Genomic DNA, 23,733 nt, shown 5'->3' on the forward strand with positions numbered 1-23,733 from the left:
CGGCATGTCGCCCTGGGCGAACGGCGCGTGACACCGTATCAGCCCAAGATCCACCCGCACGCGGCCACCGGGCGCGGCACCGACCCGCAACACCCCCGCCCGTTGTCGGCGGCGGTGGGTAGGGTCGGCGGCACCCGATCGACCGAGCACCACGGGAACGCGCACCATGAGATCTCCGGACGAGCTGGACGGCGTCCAGTGGGACGCCCTCGACCACGCCTACGGTCCCGCCGAGGACGTGCCCGAGCTGATCCGCGCGCTCTACGGGGAGGACGAGGAGGCCGCCTCCGAGGCGGTCCACGAACTCTTCGGGAACATCCACCACCAGGGCACGGTCTACGAGGCCTCCGGCCCGGCCGTCCCCTTCCTGGCGCACGCCGTCCGGCACGCCCCGGGCCACCGCACCGACCTGCTGATGCTGCTCGCCGTGATGGCCGACCACGACCCGTCGGCCGCCGGCTCGCCGCCCCGACTCGGCGCCGACGTGGCCGCCGTCTGCACCGAGCTCTGCCGCGTCCTGCCGGACCTGCTGCCCTGCCTGGGGGACGCCGAGCCGTCCGTCCGGCGGGCCGCGCTCCGGGTGGTCGGGGCCGTGGCCGACCTGCTCCCCGCCGGTTCCGCCGCTCCGACGCTGGTCGAGGGCGTGTACGCGGCCGATCCGGTGCCGGCGGTCCGGGCGGACGCGGCGACCGTGCTGGCCCTGCTCGGGCGGGGGACGGGGGCGCTCGACCACCCGCTGCGGGAGGTCAGGCTGGCGGTCGCCGTCCTGGAGGCCGAACGGTCCGGGCCGCCGTACCGGCCCGAGCTCGTGGCGGTGGTCGCCGCGGACGGCGCCGAACCCGGCCCGCGGGAGGACGACCTCCCGTGGGCCGACGGCACCGTCAGGGGCGACCGCCTGGCCGCACTGCTCGTCCGGGACGCGGACGCCGCCCTCGCCGTGGCCGCCCGCTGGATCGCCGCCGGTGACCTCGGCTCGTGCGGCTCCTGGCTGGCCCGGGACGTCGCGGAGGCCTGGCGCGACCGCGAGCCCGAGGTGGTGGACCTGCTGCTCGCCGCCCTGCCCCACCAGCCGGACCCACAGACCCGTGGCGCCCGGCTCCACGTCCTCGCCGACTGGATCAGGCACCTGCCGGAGCCGGGCGCCGAACTCCGCGACACCCTGCACCGGCACGCGGTCGCCGACGACCCGAGCTCCGGGGCGGCCCTCCTCGCGCTGGTGCACGCCCGCGACCCGCGGGCGCTGGACCTGCTGCTGGACGAGGCGCCGGACCGGGCGCCGGACCACGGGCCGGGCCGGGCAACGGACCCGGTGCCGGGCCACCCCGGCAGCACGCTGCTCTCGGCGGCGGCCCGGTCCTTCCCCGACGCCGCCGACCGGCTGGTGCCCGCGATCCGCCGCGCGCTGGCCGCCGGCGCCGACGGCAACGCGGCCGTCGCCCTCGTCGGCGCCCTGGAGCGGTTCGGCCCGGCCGCCCGGCAGGCCCGGCCCGAGCTCACCGACTGCCTGCGGACGGGCCGCGCCGCGATCGTCGCCGCGCGCCTGCTCGGGCTCCTCGGCGAGCGGACCGAGGAGGTCACCGGCCTGCTGCAGGAGGCCGCGCTGAGCACGGACTCCGCCTTGAGCGGCGCGGCGGCCGCCGCCCACCACCGGCTCACCGGCGAGGCCGGCCCGGCGCTGCGCACCTTCGAGCGGCTGCTCTCGGGCGGCGGTCAGACCTCCTGGTACCTGGCCCACCTGCAGTCACTGGGCGCCGCCGCCGCTCCGCTGCTGCCGGTCGTCGAACGGCTGCTGGACGGCGGCGACTGGACGCGGCTCGCGGCCGCCGAGGCCCACCACCGGATCACCGGCTCCCCGGACCGCGCCGTCCCCGTCCTCGCAGGCCTGGCCGGCCCCAGCCCCGTCGGCCTGGCGGCCCTGCGCGCCCTCGCCGCCATCGGCCGCACCCCCGAGGAGCTCCGCCCGACCCTCCGCGGTCTCGCCTTCTCCCCGCTCCGCCTGCTCACCGACTCCGGACTCTCCGCCACGGGCCACCCCGACGAAGAACTCCGCGCCCTGGCCCGGACGCTGCTCGCCGCCGGGCCCGCCGCCGAACCGGCCGCCACCCGGTGAACGACACGGCAGGGGCGGCCGTCGCGCGCGGTGCGGTCGAGCAGCTCGTCCGGCTGCTCCCCGGGCCCCACCGCAGCCGCGCCAAGGACTGGACGGCGGTCGGGGCCGCGCTGGGGTCCGGACTCCCCGGTGACTACCGGGAGTTCGTCGAACGCGTCGGCGGCGGGCACGTCGACGGCTACCTGTACGTCCTGGAGCCGGACTCCCCCAACCCGTACCACGACCTCGTCGACGCGGCCGAAGAACGGGCCGAGGCCTTCGACCATCTCTGGGGGAGCTCGGAGGAGCCGCCCGCCGAACTCCGCGAGCCGGGAGCCCGGTTGATCCCCTGGGCGTCGACGGACAACGGCGAGTTCCTGTACTGGCTCGTCCGCCCCGGCCGGCACCCCGACGCATGGACGGTCATGGTGAACGCGGCCCGCGAAGCCCGGTGGGAGCACTACGACCTGCCGTTCGCCGGCTTCCTCGTCGCCGCCCTCACCGGCCGGATCCGTTCCGACGTCCTCACGGACGCCTTCCCCACCGCGCCGCACGGCTTCGCCCCGTTCGCTCCGCCCCGCTGAGGGGCCGGCCCGATCGGCGGCCGGCCGCTGACGCACGGGCCGCCGATCGGACGCGCCGCGGTCAGGAGGCCGGCATCAGGACGGTGTCGACGATGTGGACCGTGGCGTTGGCGGTCCGGACGTTGCCGCAGACGACCTTGGCGTTGCCGTTGACGGTGAAGTCCTCGCCGGAGCCGGTGACCGTGACGGCGCCGCCCTCCAGGGTCTTGTGCTCGCCGGGCAGGGCGGCGGGGGCGAGGCGCTCCGGCACCACGTGGTAGGTGAGGATCTTGGTGAGCTTGGCCTTGTCGGCGAGGACGGCGTCCAGCGTCGCCTTCGGGATCTTCGCGAACGCGTCGTTGGTGGGCGCGAACACGGTGACGTTCTGCGCCGAGTTGAGCGTGTCGACCAGCCCGGCCTTGGTCACGGCCGCCACCAGGGTGGACAGTGCCGGATTGTTGGACGCGGCGGTGGCGACCGGGTCCTGGGCCATCCCGGCGAACGATCCGGCGCCCTGGGACGGCACGGCGGCACACCCGGCACCGAACGGCTGCCCGGCCGCCGGCGCGGCCTCCCCGGCCGGGGCCTGTCCGGCCGGGGACTGGCCCGCCGGGGTCTGCATGGCGGTGGCGGGGGCGTCCGCACCGCCGTAGGAGTCGGTACCGCTGCTGCTGCAGGCGACCGGGCCGAGGGCGAGGGCACCGGCGGCGAGCAGGACGGCGAAGGACTTGGAGCGGGAGAGACGGGACACGGGATCCTCCTGGGTTATCGGACGACGGTGACGACCGTGCTGTGCCAACCCGTCGAACCGGACGGGAACGGGAGCGTGCGGGTTTCGGACTGGGTCCGGCCGGCCGCGTCGGTGGCGCGGACCTCGATGCGGTGGGTTCCGGGGATGGCGCCGCGCCAGCTGTGCGACCACTGGCGCCACAGGTCCGGGCCGCCGTCGGCGGCGAGCCCGGCCTGCTGCCAGGGGCCGCCGTCGACGCGGACCTCCACGGCGGCGACGCCGCGGTGGGTGGCCCAGGCCGTCCCTGCGAGGTCGACGTCGCCGGCCGGGACGCGGGCGAACGGCGCGGGCACCTCGATCCGTGAGGCGGTCCGCACCTCACCGGTGCGGTCCCAACCCCGCCTGACCCAGTACGGGTCGAAGGCGGCGAAGCGGGTGACCTCCAGCTCGACCAGCCACTTGGTGGCGGAGGTGTAGCCGTAGAGGCCGGGCACCAGGCTCCGGCAGGGGAAGCCGTGCGCGACCGGCAGCGGCTCCCCGTTCACCGCCACGGCGAGCAGCGCCCGGCGGCCGTCCAGGACGGATTCCAGCGGGGTGCCGATCGTCATGCCGTCCCGGGACCGGCCGACCAGTTGGTCGGCCCCGGGCCTGACCCCGGCCCGGCGCAGCAGTGCGGGCAGCGGCGCGCCGAGCCACCGGGCGGTCCCGGCGTACCGGCCGCCGACCTCGTTGGAGACGCAGGTCAGCGTGAGGTCGAGCTCTTCCAGCGGCTGGCGCAGCAGGTCGTCGAAGCTGAGGACGACGGGGTGGTCGACCAGGCCGTGGATCCGCAGCGACCAGTCCCGCGGGTCGATCGCGGGCAGGGTGAGGGCGGTGTCGACGCGGTAGAGGTCGGCGGTCGGCGTGACGAAGGCGGTGAGGCCGGGCACGGCCGGGTGGACGCCGGCGGGCAGGGGCCGGGCGGGGACGGCGGGGGCGGGCAGTCGGACGGCGGCACGGGCGGCGCCGACGTCGCCTCGGCTGTCGGCGAGGTGGCGGCCCCCGGCGGCGCCGAGGGCGGCCACGCCGGCCGTGGCGCCGGTGGCGACCAGGACGGTCCGCCGGCGGGGGCCGGTCGTGGCGGGGTCCGGGGAGCCCGGTGGGTCGACGGGCAGGGCCGGGGCGCTCGCGGTGGCGTTGCGCAGCGAACGGGAGAGGAACCAGAGGGCGGTGGCGTCGGCGAGGCCCGCGGCGACGGAGGGCAGCGCGTCCGCGGCCCGGGCGGTGGGGCGCGAGGCGGCCGCCCAGACGCCGAGGGCGCCGAACAAGGCGACGACGGCCGTGCCGAGGCCGGGGCGCCGCCGGGAGACCAGCCCGGAGAGGACGGCGAGCAGGGCCGCCACCGTGTAGATGCCGGCGAGCAGGGCGGCCTTGTCGTGGGTGCCGAAGGAGCGGATCGCGTACTCCTTGAGCCAGGTCGGGGCGAGGTCGATCGCGGCCGAGCCGACGGCGAGGACCGGGGAGCTGCCGGGGCCGGTGAACGCCGCGGTGAGTTCGCCCGCCGCCAGTGCCGGCCCGGCGGCCACCAGGCCCACCGCACCGGCGGCGCACGCCCGTCCGAGCCTCGCCCTGCGGCGGTCTGTCCGGTGGTCATGGTCGTTGCTCACAACCGGTATTCGGCTCGGCCGGTGGTGCGGATGGGTGCGGATTTCCCGCCCGGTGCCGCCGGAGGTCAGAGGTGCTCGAGGATGCCCTCCGGGTCCTCCGTCGCCGCCTCGGCGAAGTCCGCGAAGTCGAGGTTCGCGATCATCAGGTTGACGTGCACCTCGTGCACGGCGGCCGGGGACGCACGGAACTCACGGGCCGGCGGGTCGTCGGCGGGATCCTCCTCGTCGCCGGTGTCGAGGGCGAGCAGGGCGAGGCGGGCCGACTCCATCGTGGTCCGGTCGGCGAGGAACACCACCCCGAGGTCGGTGTCCCGGCCCGCCGCGGCGCGGACCGCCTCCGGCGTCGCCCCGGTCCACACCGGGTCGTCGACCAGGTGGACCTCGGCCTCGTACTCGCCGTGCAGGCCCCGGGCCCGGCTCGCCGCGGCCACCACCGCACGCCACGCAGCCTGGTCGGTGTAGTCGGTCCTGACGATCAGTGCGTCGGAGTCCTCACGTCCGACGATCTCCGGCAGTTCCGTCACGGTGTCCCTCTCCCCCGGCCCGGCGTCCGCCCGGACTCTCCCATCCGCCACCGACACCAGCCCCGGGGCCGGCACCCGGTGGAGCCCTGCCCGCCGCTCGACGGCGGGGGGCGCCGTACCCGCTGCCGTTCCATCCGCTCGTGCTGGGCGAGCGGGCGCTGCCGGAGTTCTTCGGCTTCGGGGCCGAGGGCTGCGTCGACGCGGGCGAGGACGTCGAGCCGGTGGTGGACGGCCGGCGCGTCGGGATGCACGGCTTCCACGTGGTGCGGGCGCCGGACACGGCGGCTGATCATCCGTCAAGTCGACACCCCCGCAGCGCGGCATGGCGAAGATCACAAGGCCGGGACGGGGTGCGTCGCGCGTCTATAGGGCGGGGGGTGACGTTGTCGTCGACGGATCGGAGCTGAGTGTGCGTGTCCCAGGACGGCGCCGGAGCGGTACTGCAGGATCGGGGAGGCGCCGGCGGCGGGCCGGAGCGCGGACGGGACGGGTCCGCCGGGTGCTCCGGCGGATGCGACCGGCCTACCCGCGGCCCGGGCTGCGGGGCTTCCGGCGGTGGCTGCCGTCCTGGCGGCAGCTGCTGGCCGTCCTGCTGACCGGGGTGGCGGCGCTGGTCGGCGCGGTCGTCTGGCTGTTCGCGACCACGCACGTCCCGGACGACCTCAATTCCTTCGCCACCCAGCAGAACAACGTCTTCTACTGGTCGGACGGCACCGAGATGGCCCGCACCGGCTGGGTGAACCGGCAGGAGGTGCCGCTGGAGAAGGTCCCGGAGTCCGTCCGCTCGGCGGTGCTCGCGGCGGAGAACGCGACCTTCTACTCGGACGCGGGCGTCTCCCCCACCGGCATCACCCGGGCCGTCTGGGCGATGGTGACCGGCGGCGACACCCAGGGCGGCTCGACGATCACCCAGCAGTACGTCAAGAACATCTACCTGACCCAGGAGCGCGACCTCTCGCGCAAGGCCAGCGAGATCGTGATCGCGGTCAAGCTGGACCAGCGGCTGAGCAAGGACGAGATCCTCGCCGGCTACCTCAACACCAGTTGGTTCGGCCGGGGCAGCTACGGCATCCAGCGGGCCGCCGCCGCGTACTACGGCAAGGACGTGTCGGCGCTGAACCCGAGCGAGGCGGCCTTCCTCGCCTCGCTGCTCAAGGGCGCCTCGCTGTACGACCCGTCGCTGAGCAAGGACAACTACCAGCGGGCGGTCGAGCGGTGGTCGTGGGTCCTGGACCGGATGGTGGAGACCGGGAAGCTCTCGGCCGCCGAACGCGCCCGCTACACCGACTTCCCCCGACCGGTGGCACCGCCGGTCGCCCGGGGCCTCGGCGGCCAGACCGGGTACCTGGTGGACCTGGCCGAGAGCTACCTGGTCTCCCATTCGGCGATCACGCCCGCCCTGCTCGACCTGGGCGGCTACCAGATCCGCACCACCTTCGACCGGCAGCGCACGGCCGATCTCACCACCGCCGTGCAGAGCGCCGGCCCCCGGCTGGACCCGGCCCGGGAGGCCGACCGGCACGCACGGATCGGCGCCGCCTCGGTCTCGGCGGACGGGCGGATCCTCGCCCTGTACGGCGGGCCCGACTACCTGAAGCAGGGCTTCGACAACGCCAACACCTCCAACGTCCCGGTCGGCACGGCCTTCACCCCGATCGTCTACGCGGCCGCCCTCGACCAGGGCGTCCGCAAGGGCCGGGAGGGCGGCCGGAGCCCGGTCGCCCCGGCCACCCGCTACGACGGCGGCGACGGGATCCCGGTGATGACGCCGGAGGGCCCGTACTGGGGACGGGACGGCAAGATGGCGAAGACCGCCAACGACGGCCACAAGAACTGGGGCAGCATCAGCCTGCGCGACGCGGTCGCGCAGTCGGTGAACGGCCCGATGATGCAGCTCGGCATGGACGTCGGCCTGGACCGGGTCCGGACGACCGCGGCCGGGCTCGGACTGCTCCCGGACACCCTCGGCGACCTGGTGCCGTCCTTCTCGGTGGGCAACTCCCGTCCCAGCGCGATCCGGACGGCCTCGGCCTACGGCACGTTCGCGGCCGGCGGGATGCACACCGACCCGTACTCGGTGGTGTCGGTGACCCGCAACGGCACGCCGGTCGTGCTGATCCGGCCGGCTCCCTTCCGGGCGCTGCCGGAGCAGGTCGCCGACCGGGTCGACGAGTCGCTGCGGGACGCCGTCCGCTCCGGCAGCGCCCGTGAGGCCGCCGCGGCGGGCCCCGGGACGGCCGGCAAGACCGGGACGACCGAGGACCGCACCGCCGGCTGGTTCGTCGGCTACCAGGGGCAGGTCGCCACCGCCGTCACGGTGTTCCGGATGGACGCGACGAGCATGCAGCTCCTCCCGCTGGACGGCCTCGGCGGCTCACCCACCACCGACCCCGTCTCCACCTACCCGACCCGGATCTGGACGGCCTACGCGCAACAGGTCACCGCCCGGACCGGCCGGTAGACCGTCCGCCCTCCGGGACCGGGCGGCGGCGCCCGGTCCCGGAGGGGCGGCTACTTGACCAGGGCGGACCAGTCGGCGGGCTGGGCCGGGTCGAGGCCGCGCAGCCGCTCCAGCACCTTCGGGTCCTGCGCGTCGAGCCAGTCGGCGAGTTCCTTGAAGGAGACGCAGCGCACGCCCTCGCGCTTGCAGACGCCCTTCACCACGTCCTCGACGGCCTGCATGTAGATGCCGCCGTTCCAGGTCTCGAAGTGGTTGCCGATGAACAGCGGTGCGCGGCTGCCGTTGTAGACCCGCTCGAAGCCGTTGAGGTAGCCGTCGCGGGTCTCCCGCTCCCAGGCCTGGTACTTCTTCGGATCGCCGTTGGTGCTCTCCCCGGACTGGTTGGCGAGGAAGTTGAAGTCCATCGACAGGACCTGGGTGGACTTGCCCGGGTAGGGGACCATCTGCAGCGGGAAGTTCCAGATGCCGTCCTTCTTGGCCGGCCAGACCTGGAACTCGCCCGGCGAGCTGGCGTCGTACCGGAACCCGGAGGCCTTCTCCGCGGCGAGCAGGTTCTTCTGGCCCTCCAGGCAGGGGGCGCGGCCGCCGACCAGCTCCCGGGTGTAGTCGAACGGCAGCGCCGGGACGTCCTTCATCCCGGTGTTGGTCTTCCAGTCGGTGACGAAGGAGCGGGCCTGGTCCAGCTCGCTCCGCCACTCCGCGACGCTCCAGTCGCCGCCGCCCTTGGGGCCGCAGAAGTGGCCGTTGAAGTGCGTGCCGATCTCGTTCCCGTCGACCCAGGCCTGCCGCACCTGTTCGAGGGTCGCCCGCAGGTGGGCGTCGGTGGGGAAGGATATGTCCGCCTTGCCGACCGCGTGCTGCGGCGGGTGGTACAGCGACCGTTTGGAGTTGGGCACCAGGTAGATGCCGCTGAGGAAGAACGTCATGTGGGCGTCGTTCTCCTGCGCGACCTTGCGGAAGTGCGAGAACAGGTGGTCCTCGTTCTCCAGCGCGCCGTCCCAGGAGAAGACCACGAACTGCGGCGGCTTCTCACCGGGTTTGAGCTTCTCGACCGGCGGCCGGTTCGGCTGCGGCCCGGTGTCGGAGGTGGAGCCGTCGCCGATCGACCGGACGACGCCGTCCCAGGTCGGCGAGGGCGACGGCACGGGCGTCCGGGTCGGCGGCGCCGTGGCCGTCGCGCTGCCCGCCGCGGCGGCCGGGACGGCGCCCGCGGACTCCCGGTCGCCGTCGGAGCCCGGCAGCAGCGCCACGGTGACGGCGCCGGCCACGCCGACCGCGAGCAGGCCGGCCAGGCCGCGTGAGGTTCTCATCCTCGTCCTCGTTCCTCGGGGGCAGCCGGGGCGGCCGGCTGCGGTACGAGCGGGCCGGCCTCGGCGGCCGCGCCCGCGGACCGGTCACCCGTTCGACCGTCCCTGCATGGACAACGCTCCTGACCTGGTGTCAGGTTGCAGCCGAACCGGACGAGATCGGTCCGGCGGCCGGCCCCGGCCCGCAGCTGAACGATCTTGGTCGCTGCTGTCGCGCCCACGTCAGACCCGGTCGGGGATATGCGAATGGGAGATTCATGCGCACGTCACAGCGGATAGCCGCCCTCGCGCTCAGCGCTCCGGGCATGGTCGCGGGAACGGTGTCCGTCGCCGCTCCGGCCGAGGCGGCGACGACGCCGAGCGGCGCCTGCGGCAGCGGCTACTACCAGATCGACCACCACGCCCTCGGCACGGTGGCCGACACCTACCTGTTCTCCAACGGGTCCAGCAACTGGGCCGTCACCTGGGTGCGGAGCCCGAACGGCACCAGGACGTACGACCTGCGGGTGCAGACCATCCGCCAGAGCGACCTCGTGGAGCCCCCCGACCGGGGCTACTGCAAGTTCTACGCCGGCCCGGTGAAGCTCAGCGCCAAGAACACGTGCATCTCGTGGGGCGGGCTGGCGGAGGGCATCCGCTGGGCGTCCGACCGGGAGCACTGCGGCCGATCCGTCAGCGGCCCCGCAGGCCCGGCCCCGGGAAGCCGCGCCCATCGGCGAAGAGCCTCCCGGGCCCCACCACCGGTGGCCGCGCCACCTGTCGGAGCCCGGTCTCAGAGGCAGGTCCAGCAGTAGAGCGACTCACCGTCCGCCCGGGCACGTCGGGCCAGCCCGACCAGCAGCCCGACCACCGGTTGCAGGTCCTCCCCGTCGGCACCGTGCAGTTCCTCCGCCCGCGCCCAGCGTGCGGCGACCGCCGGCACGTCCCCGTCCGCCACCCCGGCGAGGGTGTCGCGGGCGGCATCGCCGAGTTCGGCCACCCAGGGGCCGGTCGCCCGGGGATCGTCGTCGTCCACCATCGTGCCCGCGGCGGGCTCCGGGCCGGGCGGCCGGACAGGTGTCTCCCCGACGAGGTCCACCTCCCAGGGCACCTCCCGGACGGCCGCGACGAGCTTCCCGAGGACGACATGGGGATCCAGTCCCTTCGACCGGACGCCGTCGAAGGCCGCCTGCCGGCCGGACAGCGGGGACCAGCCCTCCGTCCGCTCCAGCACCCGCCGAACGGCATCCGCGTCCGGCGCACGGAAGTAGTCGGTCGGTACGCCCATCGCCGCCCTCCCCGCCAGGTGTTCCCGCCGGAATCAGATCAGGCACCACCGACAGACGCCCCGTCACCGCCGCGCCCGGTGCGATATTCGGTGTCGGCCGGTGGGCCCGGCGGCGAGGATGGCGGGGTCGTGCACGGCCGCGCAGGGTGCCCGGCCGTCGGAGGGAGTGACGTCATGTCGGAGATCACCCGGATCATGGAGCCGGCCGGGGTCGCGCCGAGCGGCCGGTACAGCCATGTGGTGAGCGGGCGGGGGCGGTTCGTCTCGGTGGCCGGGCAGGTGGCGCTGGACGAGGAGGGCGAGCTGGTCGGCGCGGGCGATCCGCTCGCCCAGGTGCGGCAGGTCTTCGCCAACCTTGAGCGCTGCCTCGCCGCCGTCGGCGCGGGCTGGCGGGACGTGGTCAAGCTGACGTTCTTCCTCGCCGACATCGCCGACCTGTCGGCGGTCCGCACGGTCTGGGACGAGGTGCTCGACCCGGAGCACGCGCCCGCCAGTTCCGCGGTGCAGGTCGCGGCGCTCGCCCGGCCCGACTTCCTGGTCGAGATCGAGGCCTTCGCGGTCGTGCCGGAGGAGCGGGCCGCGCCCTGACCGCCGCCGCTCGACCGGACCCGCCGGGCGTCCGGAAGGGCGTTGCGGGCGTGCGGAGATCGACGGGGAACCGCACCGGACGAGCGGACAGGTAGGGGTGTGGAACCGTCACTGCGGTCCCGGCTGCGCGCCGGGCACCAGAGCGCCTTCGGGGAGATCTTCGATGACCATGCCGACGCCCTCTACGGCTACGCCCTGCGGACGCTCGGGGACTGGGCCGCCGCCGAGGACGTCGTCTCGCTGACCTTCCTGGAGGCCTGGCGGCTGCGCGGCAAGCTGCTGGAGGACGGCGGCAGCGTACGGCCGTGGCTGTTCGGCATCGCCGCCAACGTGCTGCGCAACACCGCCCGGGCCGGCCGCCGGCACCGGGCGGCGATGGCGCTGCTGCCGGAGCGGGAGGCGGTGCCGGACTTCACCGACGAGCTGGTGGGCCGGCTCGACGACGACGCCCGGCTGGCGGCGACCCGGCGGGCGCTGGCCGGGCTGCGCCGCGGTGAGCGGGAGGTGTTCGCGCTCTGCGTCTGGTCGGGCCTCGACTACGCGGCGGCGGCCGAGGCGCTCGGGGTGCCGGTCGGCACCGTCCGGTCCCGGCTGTCCCGGGCGCGGACCCGACTGCGCGGCCTGGCGGAGGAGGAGTTGGCGGCGGTGCGAAGAGGTGCGGAACCGTCCGGGCGCAGCGGACAGGTACGGGGTGACCGCGTCCCTGCGGTCCGGTCGGTGGAGGGGAAGGGCGCATGAACGGCATCCCGGAGCACGACGGACCGGCGCTCCCCGCCGACCGCCACCAGCTGTTGAGGAATCATCTGATGAACGAGATCGGCACGGAGCACGTCGGGCCTGCACGGCCACGGCGTCGGCTCGCCCGGATCGCCCTGCCCGCCCTGGCGGGCGCGCTGTCGCTGTCGCTGGCCCTGGTGCTCGGCGGCGGCGACGGCACGGCGGGGACCACGGCGGCGCCCGCCCCGTCCGCCCCGTCCTCCGGCGCCCCGGCGTCGGCGGCTCCGGCGGCTCCGGCGGCTCCGGCGGCCACCGTCCAGTTGCTCGACCGGATCGCCGCGGTGGCGGCGAGCAAGCCGGCCCCGGAGGTGAGGGACGGCCAGTTCGTCTTCGTGAAGTCGCTGGTCAGGTTCCCGGACCACACGCCCGACGGGCCGGTCCCGGGCACGCTCCACGAGCGGCAGGTCTGGCTCTCGGTGGACGGCCGCAAGCCCGGTCTGCTGCTGGACCGCACGCTGGTGAACGCGGCCGACATGAAGTCGGCGGACACCGGCCGGCCCAACCCGGACGGCACCCTGCCGCTGGACACCAACGCCACCCCCGACCTGCATGCGCCGACCTACCGGTTCCTCGCGGGGCTGCCGACCGACCCGGACGAGATGTTCGAGCTGCTCAACTCCGAGCCGCACGACCGGAAGTGGACGGACCAGCGGCCCTTCGGCACCATCGGCGACCTGCTCGGGGAGCAGATCGCCCCGCCCGCGGTGACCGCCGCGCTCTACCGGGCCGCGGCGAAGATCCCCGGCGTGGAGCTGGTCCCGGACTCGGTGGACGCCGTGGGCCGGCACGGCGTCGGGGTGGGGCTCACCTCGGCGGACGGCGTCCGGCAGGAGTGGATCTTCGACCGGAGCACCAGTGAGTTCCTCGGCGAGCGCCAGGTCCTGCTGCGCAACGGCCCCCGGGGCAAGGCCGGCGACGTGATCGCCGAGACGGCCGTGCTGGCCCGCGCCGTCGTCGACGAGCCGCGCGCGCTGCCGCGGGGCTGACCCGGTCCGGGGCTCCCGCGCTCCCGTCGCGGGGCCCCGGCCGGCGGCCGGTCAGACGGCCCGCCGGTAGAGCCAGACGCCGAGGGGCGCGAAAACGGCGACGATGCCCGCGTCCCAGGCGAGGGCCTCCCAGACGGCGGTGCCCGCCGGGCCGCCGAGGACGAGGACGCGGACCGCCTCCGCGGTCTTGGAGACCGGCTGGTGCTCGGCGAAGGCCTGCAGCCAGCCGGGCATGGTGCTGACGGGGACGAACGCGGACGAGGCGAAGACCAGGGGTGCGAGCACCGGGAAGGCGGCGGCCTGCGCGGTCTCCGGGTCTCCGACGGCCATGCCGACCACCGCGAAGATCCACGACATGGCGAAGCCGAAGGCCAGCACCAGCAGGACGCCGCCGAGGAAGGCCGCCACCCCGGCGTGGATCCGGAAGCCGAGGGCGAAGCCGACGGCGGTCATCAGCGACACCACGAACACGTTCCGTGCGAGGTCGGCCGTGGTGCGGCCGGAGAGCACGGCCGATCTGGCCATCGGCAGCGAGCGGAAGCGTTCCATGAGGCCGGTCTGCATGTCGGTGGCCAGGCCGATCGCGGTGTTCATCGAGCCGAAGACGGCGGTCTGCACGAAGATGCCGGGGATCAGGAAGTCGACGTAGCCGACGCCGGGCGGCAGCGCGGGGGCCACCACGCCGCCGAAGACGTAGCGGAACATCAGGACGAAGACCAGCGGCTGGATGGTCGAGAAGACGAGCAGCCGCGGGACGCGGCGCAGCGCGACGAGGTTGCGCCAGGCCACCGCGAGGCCGTCCCGCACGGGTGCGGTGATCCGGGTGCCGAGCCGGCCGGTGCCGGTGGCGGCGGTCGCGGTCACGGGGTGCCTCCGGTGGTCGCCCGGCCGTCGGCGCCGTCCCCGGTGGGCCGGGCGGCCCGGGTCCGGTGGCCGGTCAGCGCGAGGAAGACGTCGTCGAGGCTGGACTCGCGGACGGTGACGGTCTGCGGGACGAGCCGGTTGCCGTCGAGGGAGTGCAGGACGTCGAGCAGCAGCCGGGATCCGTCGCGGGAGCCCAGCCGGAGCAGCACGCCCTCGCGTTCGGGCGGTTCGCCGAGGCGGTCGGTGAGGACGGTGGCGGCCTGCGCGGCGCGGGTCTCGTCGCCCATGCCGAGTTCGATGACGGTGTTGCCGAGCCGGGTCTTGAGGGCGGCGGGGGTGTCGTCGGCGATGATCCGGCCCTCGTTGACGACCACGACCCGGCCGGCGAGGCGGTCGGCCTCCTCCAGGTACTGGGTGGTGAGCAGGACGGTGGTGCCGTCGCGGACGAGTTCGCGGATCAGGTCCCACAGGGCGGTGCGGCTGTGCGGGTCGAGGCCGGTGGTCGGTTCGTCGAGGAAGAGCACGGGCGGTTCGGGGACGAGGGCGGCGGCGATGTCGAGACGGCGGCGCAGTCCGCCGGAGTAGGTGCGCACGGGGCGGTCGCCGACGTCGGCGAGGTCGAACCGGTCGAGGAGTTCGGCGGCCCGCGGGCGGACCCGGGCGCGGGGCAGCTGGGTGAGTCGGCCGATCAGCCGCAGGTTCTCGCGTCCGGTGAGGTTGGGGTCGACGGCCGCGTACTGGCCGGCCAGGCCGATCAGCCGGCGGACGGCGGCGGCCTCGTGGACGACGTCGTGTCCGAGGACGACGGCCCGGCCGCCGCTCGGCCGCAGGATGGTGGTGAGGATCCGGATGGCGGTGGTCTTGCCCGCGCCGTTCGGTCCGAGCAGGCCGAAGATGCTGCCGGCCGGGACGTCGAAGTCCACCCCGTCCAGCGCGGTCACCCCGCCGAACCGCTTGCTGAGGCCGACGACGCTGATGGCTGCCTGTCCCATGAGGGTGTCCCCCAGTCGTGACGACGACGGTCGTGACGACGGCGGACGACGGCGCCGGGTCGCCCGGCCGGACCTCGTTCCATTGTCGTCTCCCCCGGCGGCCACGGCAGTGGGAGCCCGGGGCAACCACATGGGGAAGCCGCGACGGCCGGGCGGTCAGGCGCGCCGGGGCGTGGCCAGCCGGGCGGCGAGCCGTCGGGCGCCGGCCCGGATCCGCTGCTCGCCGAGTTCGGGCAGCAGTGCGGCGACGTGCTCGGCCGCGATCGAGGCCGGCACCGTCACCGTCCTCGACACGCTCGGCGAGTACTACGCCGCGCGGCACCTGCCCGGCGCCGTCCCGCTGGTGCGCGCCGAGGTGGACGCGCTCGCCCCGGGCCTGCTCCCCGACCTCGGCGCCGCCGTCGTCACGTACTGCTCCAACGAGGCCTGCCCGAACAGCGGGCAGGTCGCGGACCGGCTCACCGCACTCGGCTACACCGACGTCCGCAAGTACCGCGAGGACATCCAGGACTGGGTGGCGGCCGGCCTGCCCACCGAGTCCGCCTGACGGCCGGCGGCGCGGCGGGCGCCCGTCAGACCCGCAGGCTCCGGGCGCCGACGCCGCGGCGGTCGCGCAGCAGGGCGCGCAGCGGGCCGGGCCCCTCGTAGCCGACCCGTCGGGCGACCGCCGCGAGCGGCAGGGAGGTGGTGCGCAGCAGGTGCTCGGCCTGCTCCACCCGGAGGTCCTGCACCAGCCGGATCGGCGAGCGGCCCACGGTGCGGGTCACCGTCCGCTGGAGGGTGCGTTCGCTGACGCCCAGGGCGCGGGCGGCCTCGGCGATCGACAGCGGCTCGCCGAGCCGGGCCCGGACCCACTGCTCGAAGGCCGAGACCAGCGGGTCGTGCCGGGCCAGCTCGGAGGGGATGGTGTAAACGGCCTGCGAGGCCCGGTCGTCGACCACGAGGTAGCGGCGCACCAGGTCGGCGAGTGCGGGGCTGTGCGTCCGCACGACGGCCAGCGCCAGGTCGAGGTGGCCGAAGGCGGCACCGGCCGTGGTGACTCCGTCGCTGGTGGTGACCATCCGGCTCTCGTCGACCGTCACCCTGCGGTAGCGCTCGCGGAACACCGGAGCCAGCCACCAGCTGGTCGTCGCCCGCAGGCCGTCGAGCACCCCGGACTCCGCGAGCAGGAAGGTGCCGGTGCAGGAGGTGGCGAGCGGGGTCCGCCGCTCCCTGGCCTCGGCCAGGACGCGGCGGGCGGCGCGCTGGCCGGGCGAGGCGACGAGGTCGAGGAGCGCCTCCGGCCGGCGTTCCATGAGGGCGGGCACGACGAGGATGTCGGCGTCCTCCGCCTCGGTGACGCTCTCGGTGTCGACGCGGTGACCGAGCCCGGTCCGCACCCGCCGCCGCACGCCGACCGTCCGGATGTCGAACCTCGGCGGCGGCGCCCCGTCGAGGTGTCCGCGCAAGGCGTTGGCGGAGTGGAGGACGTCGAGGATGCCGGAGAGCCCGGAGTCGAAGGCCCCGTCCAGGACGAGCACGGCTGCTTTCACCGGGACACCCTAACCGGCCCGGCCGGGGCGGTTAGGGTGTGTCGGATTCGGTGCGTGAGCTGCCGGTTCCGACACTCCCGGGCCGGCTCCGGCGCTCCTAGGGTCGAGCCATGACCACGTACGACATGCCCGCCGCACCCACCGCGGCCGACCGCGTCCGCACGCACAGCTGGCGCCCGCGCCCCGCCGCGACCCCCGAGCTCCTCGGCATGACCGGGCTGGAGATCCTCCGGGCCGCCCTCGACGGCAGGCTGCCGGCCGCCTCGATCATGAGCACCCTGGGCTTCCGGCTCACCGAGGTCGACGAGGGCCTCGCCGTGTTCGAGGGCGACCCGGGCGACCACCTGCTCAACCCGATGGGGACGGTCCACGGCGGCTTCCTGGCGACGCTGCTGGACTCGGCGCTCGGTTCGGCGGTGATGACCCGGCTGCCCGCCGGGACGGCGTACACCACCGTCCAGCTGGGCGTGCACCTGGTCCGGCCGGTGCTGCCCGGCACCCCGGCGCTGCGCTGCGAGGGGCGCGCCGTCCACGTCGGACGGACCACCGCCACCGCCGAGGCGCGGGTGGTCGGCACCCACGACGGGAAGGTCTACGCCCACGGCACGACGACCTGCGCGGTTCTCCGCCCCTGAGCCCCGGCCACGGGCGCACACCCGCGGACGCCGTCCGCTACTCGGCCCAGGGTTCGAAGCCGGTGCCGAGGACGGCGTCCAGCGAGGTGCGCAGTGCGGCGGCCTCGCCCGCGCCGAAGGCCGCCTCGAACTTCGCCTGCACCTCCTGCCAGAGCGGCACCGCGGTGGCGAGCCGGGCCCGGCCGTCGTCGGTGATCGCGGCGATCCGCGCCCGGCGGTCGGTCGGGGAGGCCCCGACCGTCACCAGGCCCTCCCGTGCGAGCGGTTTGAGGTTCGAGGCCAGAGTGGTGCGGTCCATGGCGATGGTCTCGGCGAGGCCGGTGATCGTGGTCTCGCCGTGCGCGTTCAGCACCTGGAGGATGCTGAACTGGGTGGCCCGCAGGCCGGCCTCGGCGAGGGCCTTGTCGTAGGTGGCCCCGAGGTACCGCGCCGCCTTGCGGAGGGCGAGGTTGTTGCACGCGGGGACGGTGTTCGCCGGCGCAGGTGTCATGGTCTCCTCCAAGCCTCCCCTCCAGGATAGGAGCATGTGCTCGCACGTACGACGGGGCCGTTTGCCGCTCCCTCAATAGGAGCATATGCTCGTATTCATCGACGGCGCACCGCCCGGCCCGCCGCCGGCACCGCGCACCGACGCCCCACCAGGAAGCCCCGCCATGGACACCGCCCCCGCGCCCGCACCCCGACGCCCCCCGCTGCGGGCCTGGCTCCAGCCCGTCGTGATCGCGCTGATCGTCGCCGCCGCCTTCATCACCTCCTACGTCGGTCTGCAGCGCGACCCCCAGCCGCACCGCGTCCCGATCGCCGTCTCCGGACCGGGCCTGCCGGACCGGGTGGGCCGGGCGCTCGGCGACAGCGTCGAGGTGCACCCCGCCGCCGACGCCGCGGCCGCGCGCCACGCGGTGGAGCACGGCGACGTGGTCGCCGCACTCTCCGCCGACGGGCCCGGCCGGCTCGCCCTCCAGACCGCGGGCGCCGCCGGGGCGTCCACCACGACCGCCGTGACGCGACTCGTGGAGGCGTACGCCCACGGTGCGGGCGACCGGGTCGACACGGTGGACGTCGTCCCGCTCGCGCACTTCGACGCCCGCGGGGTCGCCGGGTTCTACATGGCCTTCGGCGTGACGCTGGCCGGATTCGTGCTGGGCTCGAACGCGCTCGGCCTGGCCGGACAGCTCCGGCTGCGCCACCGGTACTGGCTGCTGCTCGGCACCTCCGCGGCGATCGGCACGGTCGGTGCGGTCATCGCGGGCCCGGTCCTCGGCGCGGTGCCCGCCCCCGTCCTGCCGCTGGCGTTCACGCTCTCCCTGCTGGCCGCGGCGGCGGCCTTCACCACCAAGCTGCTCGGCACCTACCTCGGCCCGGTCGGCCTCCCGGTGGCGACCCTGGTGCTGCTCACCGTCGGCAACGCCACCAGCGGGGCCACCATCGGTGCCGACCTGCTGCCCGCCGCGGCCCGCGCCGTCTCGGCACTGCTGCCGCCGGGCGCCGCCGTCCGCGCGATCAGCGACCTGAGCTACTTCGGCGGCGCCCACCTGGCCGGACCGGTGGTCACGCTCGCGCTCTGGGCCGCCGTCGCCGCACTGCTGGTCGGCCTGCGCCCCCGGCTGGCCCGGCGCCGGACGGCCGCCGCCTGACCGGGGCGCGCGGGCGGGTCAGCCCACCTGTTCGGCCAGTCCGACCACGATGCCCTCGGGCCCGCGGACGTAGCAGAGCCGGTAGACGTCCTCGTACTGCACGACTTCGCCGACCGGTTCGGCGCCCCGGGCGCGCAGACGGGCCACGGTGTCCTCGAGGTCGTCGACGGCGAACATGATGCGGCGGATGCCGAGCGTGTTCGTCGGCGCGTCCTCGGCCGCGCCGCGGACCGCCGCCGGGGCGTGGAACTTCGCCAGTTCCACCCGGCCGTGGCCGTCCGGGGTCCGCAGCATCGCGACGTCCTGCCGGACGCCCTCCAGCCCGATGATCCGCTCGACCCAGCGTCCCTCGACCGGCCCCCGCCCCTCCAGCTCCATGCCGAGTTCGACGAAGAACGACACCACGGCGTCGAGGTCCTCGACCACGACGAGGACGTTGTCCATGCGCTGGATCGCCATTCCGGTCTCCCCGTCGTCGGTACGGCCCGGCGGGCGCAGCCGCCCGCCCCCGGCACGCTACCGCCGGAGGCCGCGCGGCGCCGCGAGGAGGCCGCGGTGCGACACGCTGCGTAGCGCCGTCGGCCCGGGACGCCGGGCCGGAGCCGGCCCCGCGCCGGGAGGGCACCCGCGCAGATCCGGACGGGTTCCGGCGCCCGCGGCGGGGCCGGAACCCGGATGCACCGCCGAGTAGGTCTAGACAAATGCCGACACAGTGGGTCACGATGGACATCTCGGCCGCGGTGACCCACCTCCCGCGGGGCGACGCGCACCACCCCCGCGCCCCCTTCGGCAGTACACGGCCGCACCCGCCACCGCGCGGATCCGCACCGGCCCCCGGACCCTCCCGGGACACGGCGCGGAGCCCCGGAGGGCGGGCAGCCCATTGCCGAAGGGACGACGATGACCCTCAGCCCCGCCCGCAGCCGCGCGGCGATCTACCTGCGCTGTTATCCGTACGACCGCTGGGAGATGCTCACCCAGCTGCACGCCCTCCAGGACCACGCCTCCTCGCTCGGCCTCGCCTGCCCGCGGGTCCTGATCGACACGGTCGGCTCGTCCTGCCTCGCCCGGGACGGCCTGCGCAGCCTGCTCGCCCTGGCCGCCGCCGGCGACGTGGACACCGTGCTCGTCCCCGGCCCGTGGGCCTTCTCCCTGGACGAGCCCACGGCGCGCTCGGTGGCCGGGTTCCTGCACAGCACCGGCGCCGAGGTCGTCGAACTCCCGCGCGGACTCTGCGCGGCCTGAGGCGCGATCCGAAGCACGACCCGGGGCGCGGCTCGGGCGCGGCCGCCCCCGGGGCACGACCGCCGGGCCTGTGACCGGGATCACCCGGCGTCCGGCGGCCGGGAGGAATGCGGCCGCGGTGGCGTCGGTTGGCAGACACCAGTACATGCACGTACATACGTCGTCGTCCGGTGCCTGCGAGGAACTCACCCATGACCGCCACCGCATCGTCCGCCACCCGCGCGGCCGACCTGCTCTCCCGTCCCGTCGCACTGAACGGGCTGACCGTCCCGAACCGCATCGCCATGGCCCCCATGACGCGCATGTTCTCCCCGGGCGGCGTCCCCGGTGAGGACGTCCGGTCGTACTACGCCCGGCGGGCCGCCGCCGGTGTCGGCCTGATCGTCACCGAGGGCACCTACGTCGGCCACGAGTCCGCCGGGCAGAGCGACCGCGTGCCGCGCTTCCACGGCGAGGAGCAGCTCGCCGGGTGGGCGAAGGTCGCCGAGGCCGTGCACGCCGAGGGCGGCACGATCGTGCCGCAGCTGTGGCACATCGGCATGGTCCGCAAGCAGGGCGAGCCGCCCTACGCCGACGCCCCCGCCGTGGGCCCGTCGGGCCTGCGCATCGACGGCACCGAGGGCACCGGCCGGGCGATGACGCGCACCGACCTGGACGACGTCATCGGCGCCTTCGCGGAGGCCGCCGCCGCGGCCGAGCGGATCGGCTTCGACGGCGTCGAGCTGCACGGCGCCCACGGCTACCTGCTCGACCAGTTCCTGTGGGCCGGGACGAACCGCCGCACCGACGCCTACGGCGGCGACCCGGTGGCCCGGACGACCTTCGCCGCCGAGATCGTGGCCGCGGTGCGCGAGCGCGTCTCCGCGGAGTTCCCGGTGATCTTCCGCTACTCGCAGTGGAAGCAGGAGGCGTACAGCGCCCGGCTCGCCGAGAGCCCGGCCGAGCTGGAGGCGATCCTGGCACCGCTGGCCGCCGCCGGCGTCGACGCCTTCCACGCCTCCACCCGCCGCTACTGGGTGCCGGAGTTCGAGGGCTCGGACCTCAACCTGGCGGGCTGGACGAAGAAGCTCACCGGCCGGCCCACCATCACCGTCGGCTCGGTCGGCCTGGACGGCGACTTCATCCGCGGCTTCGCCGGCGAGGGCTCGCCGGTGCAGGGCATCGACGACCTGCTGGACCGCCTGGAGCGCGACGAGTTCGACATGGTCGCCGTCGGCCGCGCCCTCCTCCAGGACCCGGACTGGGCGCTGAAGGTCCTTCAGGGCCGCCACGACGAGCTGAAGCCCTTCGACGCCGCGGCTCTGCGGACGCTGAGCTAGCTCCACCCGACACAGGGGCGCGTGGGACATCCCACGCGCCCCTTCTGTATGTCCTGACACCTGTTCATTTCGATCTGATTCGATCGGAATTCATCACATCTTTGGCTACGGAATGGTCAAGTTCCATACTGTTTCGTAGAAGTGTTTGTCTGTTCACGGCCACGCTCTCAGTCGGCACCCAGCAACTACCGACTGGAGTACAGAGTGGGCCCCACCTCCTCTTCTCGCCGGCACACCCTCACGGCCGGCGCCCTGGCGGCAACCGCCGCACTCGTCGCCGCAGGCGTCCAGGTCTCCACCGCGTCCGCCGTCCCCGGCCGCGACACCGCGATCGCCAAGGCCAGGGCCAACGTCGCCCGCAACGCCGAGCTGTTCGGCTTCGGCGCCGGGCAGGACCTCCTGGTCAAGGACGTCCTGATCGACCCCGACGGCACCCAGCACGTCCGCTTCGACCGCACCTACCAGGGACTGCCGGTGATCGGCGGCGACCTGGTGGTGCACCAGGACGCCCGCGGCCGGCTCAAGGACTCGACCCGGGCCAAGGGCCACAGCCCCGCCGTCCGGAGCACCGTCCCGAGCGTCCCCGCACAGGCCACCGCCGCGAAGGCGCTGGCCGCCGCACCCGGCATCTCGTCCGCCACCTCCCAGCCCCAACTGGTCGTCTGGGCCGCCGACGGCACCGCCCGGCTCGCCTGGCAGACCACGGTGAGCGGCCTCGGCAAGCAGGGCCAGCCCTCCGGCCGGGTCGTCGTCACCGACGCCGTCACCGGCGCCGAGATCGAGCAGTTCGACGCCGAGCACGAGGCCTCCGGCACCGGCCGCTCGGAGTACACCGGCACCGTCACCATCGACACCACGCTGCAGTCCAACGGCCTGTACGCGCTGATCGACCCGACCCGGGGCACCATCACCAAGGACGCCCGCAACGTCTCCGCGAGCAGCCTGAACGCCGGCTCCGGCACGCTCTACACCGACGCCGACAACATCTGGGGCGACGGCCGGAAGTTCTCCACCGACCGGGCCACCGCCGCCGTCGACGCCCACGCCAACACCGCCTGGACGTACGACTACTACAAGAACACCTTCGGCCGGAACGGCATCAAGAACGACGGCAAGGGCGCCACCGTCTTCGTGCACGTCGGCACCAAGTGGGACAACGCCCAGTGGTCCGACGCCTGCTTCTGCATGATGACCGGCGACGGCGACGGCACCACCGACCCGGAGCAGGTCGACCTCGACACCATGGGCCACGAGATGACCCACGGCGTCACCAGCGCGACCGCCAACCTCCGCTACAGCGGCGAGTCCGGCGGCCTCAACGAGTCGACCAGCGACATCTTCGGCACCATGGTCGAGTGGTACGCCAACAACGGCATCGACACCCCCGACTACCTGTTCAGCGACCAGTCCACCCCGCCGTGGCTGCGGCGCTTCGACAAGCCCTCGCTGGACGGCCGTTCGGCCGACTGCTGGAGCAGGAAGGTCGGCCAGCTGGACGTGCACAACTCCTCGGGCGTGGGCAACCACTGGTTCTTCCTCGCCAGTGAGGGCAGCGGCAGCCGGACGATCAACGGCATCACCTACAACAGCCCGACCTGCAACGGCTCCACCGTCACCGGCATCGGCAACCAGAAGGTCGCCAAGATCTGGTACCGGGCGCTGACCGTCTACATGACGTCCACCACCGACTACAAGGGCGCGCGCACCGCGTCCCTGAACGCGGCCAAGGACCTGTACGGCTCCGGCAGCGCCGAGTACAACGCGGTCGCGGCGGCCTGGAGCGCGGTCAGCGTCGCCTGATCCCCGCAACTCCGGTGCGGCGGCACGGTCCTGGACCGTGCCGCCGCTTCCGCGTGCGACCGCAGCGCCGGCCCGGCGCCGAGCAGCCGGATCCGGACATGACGGGTCAGGGCGGAACCCGTCAGGCCGGAACGGGCGCGCGGACGGTGCGGGTGCGGGTGCGGGCGGTGCCGGTACGGGCGGTACGGGGGTGCGGGCGGTACGGGAGTGCGGGCGGTACCGGGGGGCGGGCGGTACGGGAGTGGTGCGGATCGGACGCGGTGAGCCGACCCGTTCCGTGCCCGAGCCCTCCGCCACCAGGTCGTCCCGCCGTCACCGGCCGTCCGTCTCCGGTGCGCCGGTCCCGCCCCGCTGACTCCGGGGCACGGCGGAGGCTCACTGCCCGGCATTCGGCGGCATCCGGTCTCCCGTTCGGGGGACGGGCCGGGACGGCCGTCGGCCCGGCGGCCCCGCACGGGGACGGTCCTCCCGACCGAGGAGGAGCCCCGTGCACCGCAACCGCTGCGCCCCGGCCGCCGCACGAAGGAGGCCGGTGGCCCCCGTCACCGTGTCCAGCTCCGGCGCCGGTGCGACGGCGGGCCGGCCCCTGCCGCCGGTCGGCGCCCGATGACGGCCGGGTCCCGGCCTCCCCGGCGCCGTGAGGTCCTGGCCGCGCTGGCGGCGGCGGTCTGCACGGGTGCCGCCGCTCCTCGCGGCGCACCGGTACCGGTGCCGGCCCCGGGAGCGCGGCGGCGGGCCGGGGGGGGGCCCCGGGGGCCCCAACGGGGGGGGGAT

Annotated in this window: 24 protein-coding genes; 14 read left to right on the forward strand and 10 right to left on the reverse strand. The window is 74.9% G+C overall.

All coding sequences use genetic code 11. The features are described from left to right. The first annotated feature begins 166 nt into the window (after window positions 1–166). Together AB0442_RS16800 and AB0442_RS16805 are read left to right on the forward strand one after the other, a co-directional pair. Complete coding sequence (locus AB0442_RS16800; RefSeq protein WP_366163529.1) at window positions 167–2,110, forward strand: hypothetical protein; 1,944 nt, start codon at window positions 167–169, stop codon at window positions 2,108–2,110. Beyond that, window positions 2,107–2,673: an SMI1/KNR4 family protein gene (locus AB0442_RS16805; RefSeq protein WP_366163530.1), complete on the forward strand. Its 567-nt coding sequence runs from the start codon at window positions 2,107–2,109 to the stop codon at window positions 2,671–2,673. The genes AB0442_RS16800 and AB0442_RS16805 overlap by 4 nt, the downstream gene beginning before the upstream one ends. Window positions 2,674–2,734: 61 nt before the next feature. Here the strand turns inward: AB0442_RS16805 and AB0442_RS16810 are convergent, their stop codons facing one another. The 3 genes from AB0442_RS16810 to AB0442_RS16820 all read right to left on the reverse strand — a co-directional run bounded on the left by AB0442_RS16810 (window position 2,735) and on the right by AB0442_RS16820 (window position 5,552). After that, window positions 2,735–3,403: a fasciclin domain-containing protein gene (locus AB0442_RS16810; RefSeq protein WP_366163532.1), complete on the reverse strand. Its 669-nt coding sequence runs from the start codon at window positions 3,401–3,403 to the stop codon at window positions 2,735–2,737. Window positions 3,404–3,417: 14 nt separating this feature from the next. Then, entirely contained in the window at window positions 3,418–5,028 is a 1,611-nt protein-coding gene (locus AB0442_RS16815) for a molybdopterin-dependent oxidoreductase (RefSeq protein WP_366163534.1), read from the reverse strand. 65 nt (window positions 5,029–5,093) lie between these two features. Continuing rightward, window positions 5,094–5,552, reverse strand: coding sequence for a hypothetical protein (locus AB0442_RS16820; protein WP_366163536.1), 459 nt, complete (start codon window positions 5,550–5,552; stop codon window positions 5,094–5,096). Between the two features lie 140 nt (window positions 5,553–5,692). Here AB0442_RS16820 and AB0442_RS16825 point away from each other — a divergent pair, with 140 nt between their 5' ends. Beyond that, window positions 5,693–5,959: a hypothetical protein gene (locus AB0442_RS16825; RefSeq protein WP_366163537.1), complete on the forward strand. Its 267-nt coding sequence runs from the start codon at window positions 5,693–5,695 to the stop codon at window positions 5,957–5,959. Between the two features lie 104 nt (window positions 5,960–6,063). Further along, complete coding sequence (locus tag AB0442_RS16830; protein ID WP_366163539.1) at window positions 6,064–8,013, forward strand: transglycosylase domain-containing protein; 1,950 nt, start codon at window positions 6,064–6,066, stop codon at window positions 8,011–8,013. A 50-nt stretch (window positions 8,014–8,063) separates the two neighbouring features. Here AB0442_RS16830 and AB0442_RS16835 read toward each other — a convergent pair whose 3' ends face one another. Beyond that, complete coding sequence (locus tag AB0442_RS16835; protein ID WP_366163541.1) at window positions 8,064–9,323, reverse strand: hypothetical protein; 1,260 nt, start codon at window positions 9,321–9,323, stop codon at window positions 8,064–8,066. A gap of 254 nt (window positions 9,324–9,577) precedes the next feature. Here AB0442_RS16835 and AB0442_RS16840 point away from each other — a divergent pair, with 254 nt between their 5' ends. Next, window positions 9,578–10,114: a hypothetical protein gene (locus AB0442_RS16840; protein WP_366163543.1), complete on the forward strand. Its 537-nt coding sequence runs from the start codon at window positions 9,578–9,580 to the stop codon at window positions 10,112–10,114. Here AB0442_RS16840 and AB0442_RS16845 read toward each other — a convergent pair. After that, complete coding sequence (locus AB0442_RS16845) at window positions 10,093–10,587, reverse strand: hypothetical protein (protein WP_366163545.1); 495 nt, start codon at window positions 10,585–10,587, stop codon at window positions 10,093–10,095. The genes AB0442_RS16840 and AB0442_RS16845 overlap by 22 nt on opposite strands. A 174-nt stretch (window positions 10,588–10,761) precedes the next feature. Here AB0442_RS16845 and AB0442_RS16850 point away from each other — a divergent pair, with 174 nt between their 5' ends. The 3 genes from AB0442_RS16850 (at window position 10,762) to AB0442_RS16860 (ending at window position 12,938) form a co-directional block, all read left to right on the forward strand. Continuing rightward, on the forward strand, window positions 10,762–11,175 hold the full coding sequence (locus AB0442_RS16850) for a RidA family protein (protein ID WP_366163547.1): 414 nt from the start codon (window positions 10,762–10,764) through the stop codon (window positions 11,173–11,175). 99 nt (window positions 11,176–11,274) lie between these two features. Further along, window positions 11,275–11,913, forward strand: a complete 639-nt coding sequence (locus AB0442_RS16855) for an RNA polymerase sigma factor (protein ID WP_366163549.1) — start codon at window positions 11,275–11,277, stop codon at window positions 11,911–11,913. After that, window positions 11,910–12,938: a CU044_5270 family protein gene (locus AB0442_RS16860; protein ID WP_366163551.1), complete on the forward strand. Its 1,029-nt coding sequence runs from the start codon at window positions 11,910–11,912 to the stop codon at window positions 12,936–12,938. The genes AB0442_RS16855 and AB0442_RS16860 overlap by 4 nt, the downstream gene beginning before the upstream one ends. A 51-nt stretch (window positions 12,939–12,989) precedes the next feature. Here the strand turns inward: AB0442_RS16860 and AB0442_RS16865 are convergent, their stop codons facing one another. Together AB0442_RS16865 and AB0442_RS16870 are read right to left on the reverse strand one after the other, a co-directional pair. Beyond that, the gene (locus AB0442_RS16865; RefSeq protein WP_366163553.1) at window positions 12,990–13,802 is read right to left on the reverse strand and encodes an ABC transporter permease; all 813 of its coding nucleotides are present in this window, start codon (window positions 13,800–13,802) and stop codon (window positions 12,990–12,992) included. Further along, window positions 13,799–14,794, reverse strand: coding sequence for an ATP-binding cassette domain-containing protein (locus AB0442_RS16870; protein ID WP_366163555.1), 996 nt, complete (start codon window positions 14,792–14,794; stop codon window positions 13,799–13,801). The genes AB0442_RS16865 and AB0442_RS16870 overlap by 4 nt, the downstream gene beginning before the upstream one ends. Window positions 14,795–14,966: 172 nt before the next feature. Here AB0442_RS16870 and AB0442_RS16875 point away from each other — a divergent pair, with 172 nt between their 5' ends. Then, window positions 14,967–15,341, forward strand: a complete 375-nt coding sequence (locus AB0442_RS16875) for a rhodanese-like domain-containing protein (protein WP_366163556.1) — start codon at window positions 14,967–14,969, stop codon at window positions 15,339–15,341. A 25-nt stretch (window positions 15,342–15,366) separates the two neighbouring features. Here the strand turns inward: AB0442_RS16875 and AB0442_RS16880 are convergent, their stop codons facing one another. Then, complete coding sequence (locus AB0442_RS16880; protein WP_366163558.1) at window positions 15,367–16,326, reverse strand: helix-turn-helix domain-containing protein; 960 nt, start codon at window positions 16,324–16,326, stop codon at window positions 15,367–15,369. Window positions 16,327–16,436: 110 nt separating this feature from the next. Here AB0442_RS16880 and AB0442_RS16885 point away from each other — a divergent pair, with 110 nt between their 5' ends. Beyond that, entirely contained in the window at window positions 16,437–16,961 is a 525-nt protein-coding gene (locus AB0442_RS16885) for a PaaI family thioesterase (RefSeq protein ID WP_366163560.1), read from the forward strand. Between the two features lie 37 nt (window positions 16,962–16,998). On the opposite strand, the gene AB0442_RS16890 is transcribed toward AB0442_RS16885, so the two are convergent. Next, complete coding sequence (locus tag AB0442_RS16890; RefSeq protein ID WP_366163562.1) at window positions 16,999–17,451, reverse strand: MarR family winged helix-turn-helix transcriptional regulator; 453 nt, start codon at window positions 17,449–17,451, stop codon at window positions 16,999–17,001. 163 nt (window positions 17,452–17,614) lie between these two features. Here AB0442_RS16890 and AB0442_RS16895 point away from each other — a divergent pair, with 163 nt between their 5' ends. Next, window positions 17,615–18,595, forward strand: a complete 981-nt coding sequence (locus AB0442_RS16895; protein WP_366163563.1) for a hypothetical protein — start codon at window positions 17,615–17,617, stop codon at window positions 18,593–18,595. 18 nt (window positions 18,596–18,613) lie between these two features. On the opposite strand, the gene AB0442_RS16900 is transcribed toward AB0442_RS16895, so the two are convergent. After that, window positions 18,614–19,054 (reverse strand): VOC family protein, encoded by a 441-nt coding sequence (locus AB0442_RS16900; RefSeq protein ID WP_366163565.1) that lies wholly within the window; start codon window positions 19,052–19,054, stop codon window positions 18,614–18,616. Between the two features lie 441 nt (window positions 19,055–19,495). Between AB0442_RS16900 and AB0442_RS16905 the strand changes: the two genes are divergently transcribed. The 3 genes from AB0442_RS16905 to AB0442_RS16915 all read left to right on the forward strand — a co-directional run bounded on the left by AB0442_RS16905 (window position 19,496) and on the right by AB0442_RS16915 (window position 22,959). Further along, window positions 19,496–19,840, forward strand: coding sequence for a hypothetical protein (locus tag AB0442_RS16905; RefSeq protein WP_363544026.1), 345 nt, complete (start codon window positions 19,496–19,498; stop codon window positions 19,838–19,840). Window positions 19,841–20,031: 191 nt separating this feature from the next. Then, a complete protein-coding gene (locus AB0442_RS16910) occupies window positions 20,032–21,159 on the forward strand; it encodes an NADH:flavin oxidoreductase (protein WP_366163566.1) in 1,128 nt (375 codons plus the stop codon). 204 nt (window positions 21,160–21,363) lie between these two features. Then, window positions 21,364–22,959, forward strand: a complete 1,596-nt coding sequence (locus tag AB0442_RS16915) for a M4 family metallopeptidase (RefSeq protein WP_366163568.1) — start codon at window positions 21,364–21,366, stop codon at window positions 22,957–22,959. Window positions 22,960–23,733 lie beyond the last annotated feature (774 nt).

The organism is Kitasatospora sp. NPDC085895, from assembly GCF_040702125.1.
In the GTDB taxonomy this organism is placed as follows: domain Bacteria; phylum Actinomycetota; class Actinomycetes; order Streptomycetales; family Streptomycetaceae; genus Kitasatospora; species Kitasatospora arboriphila.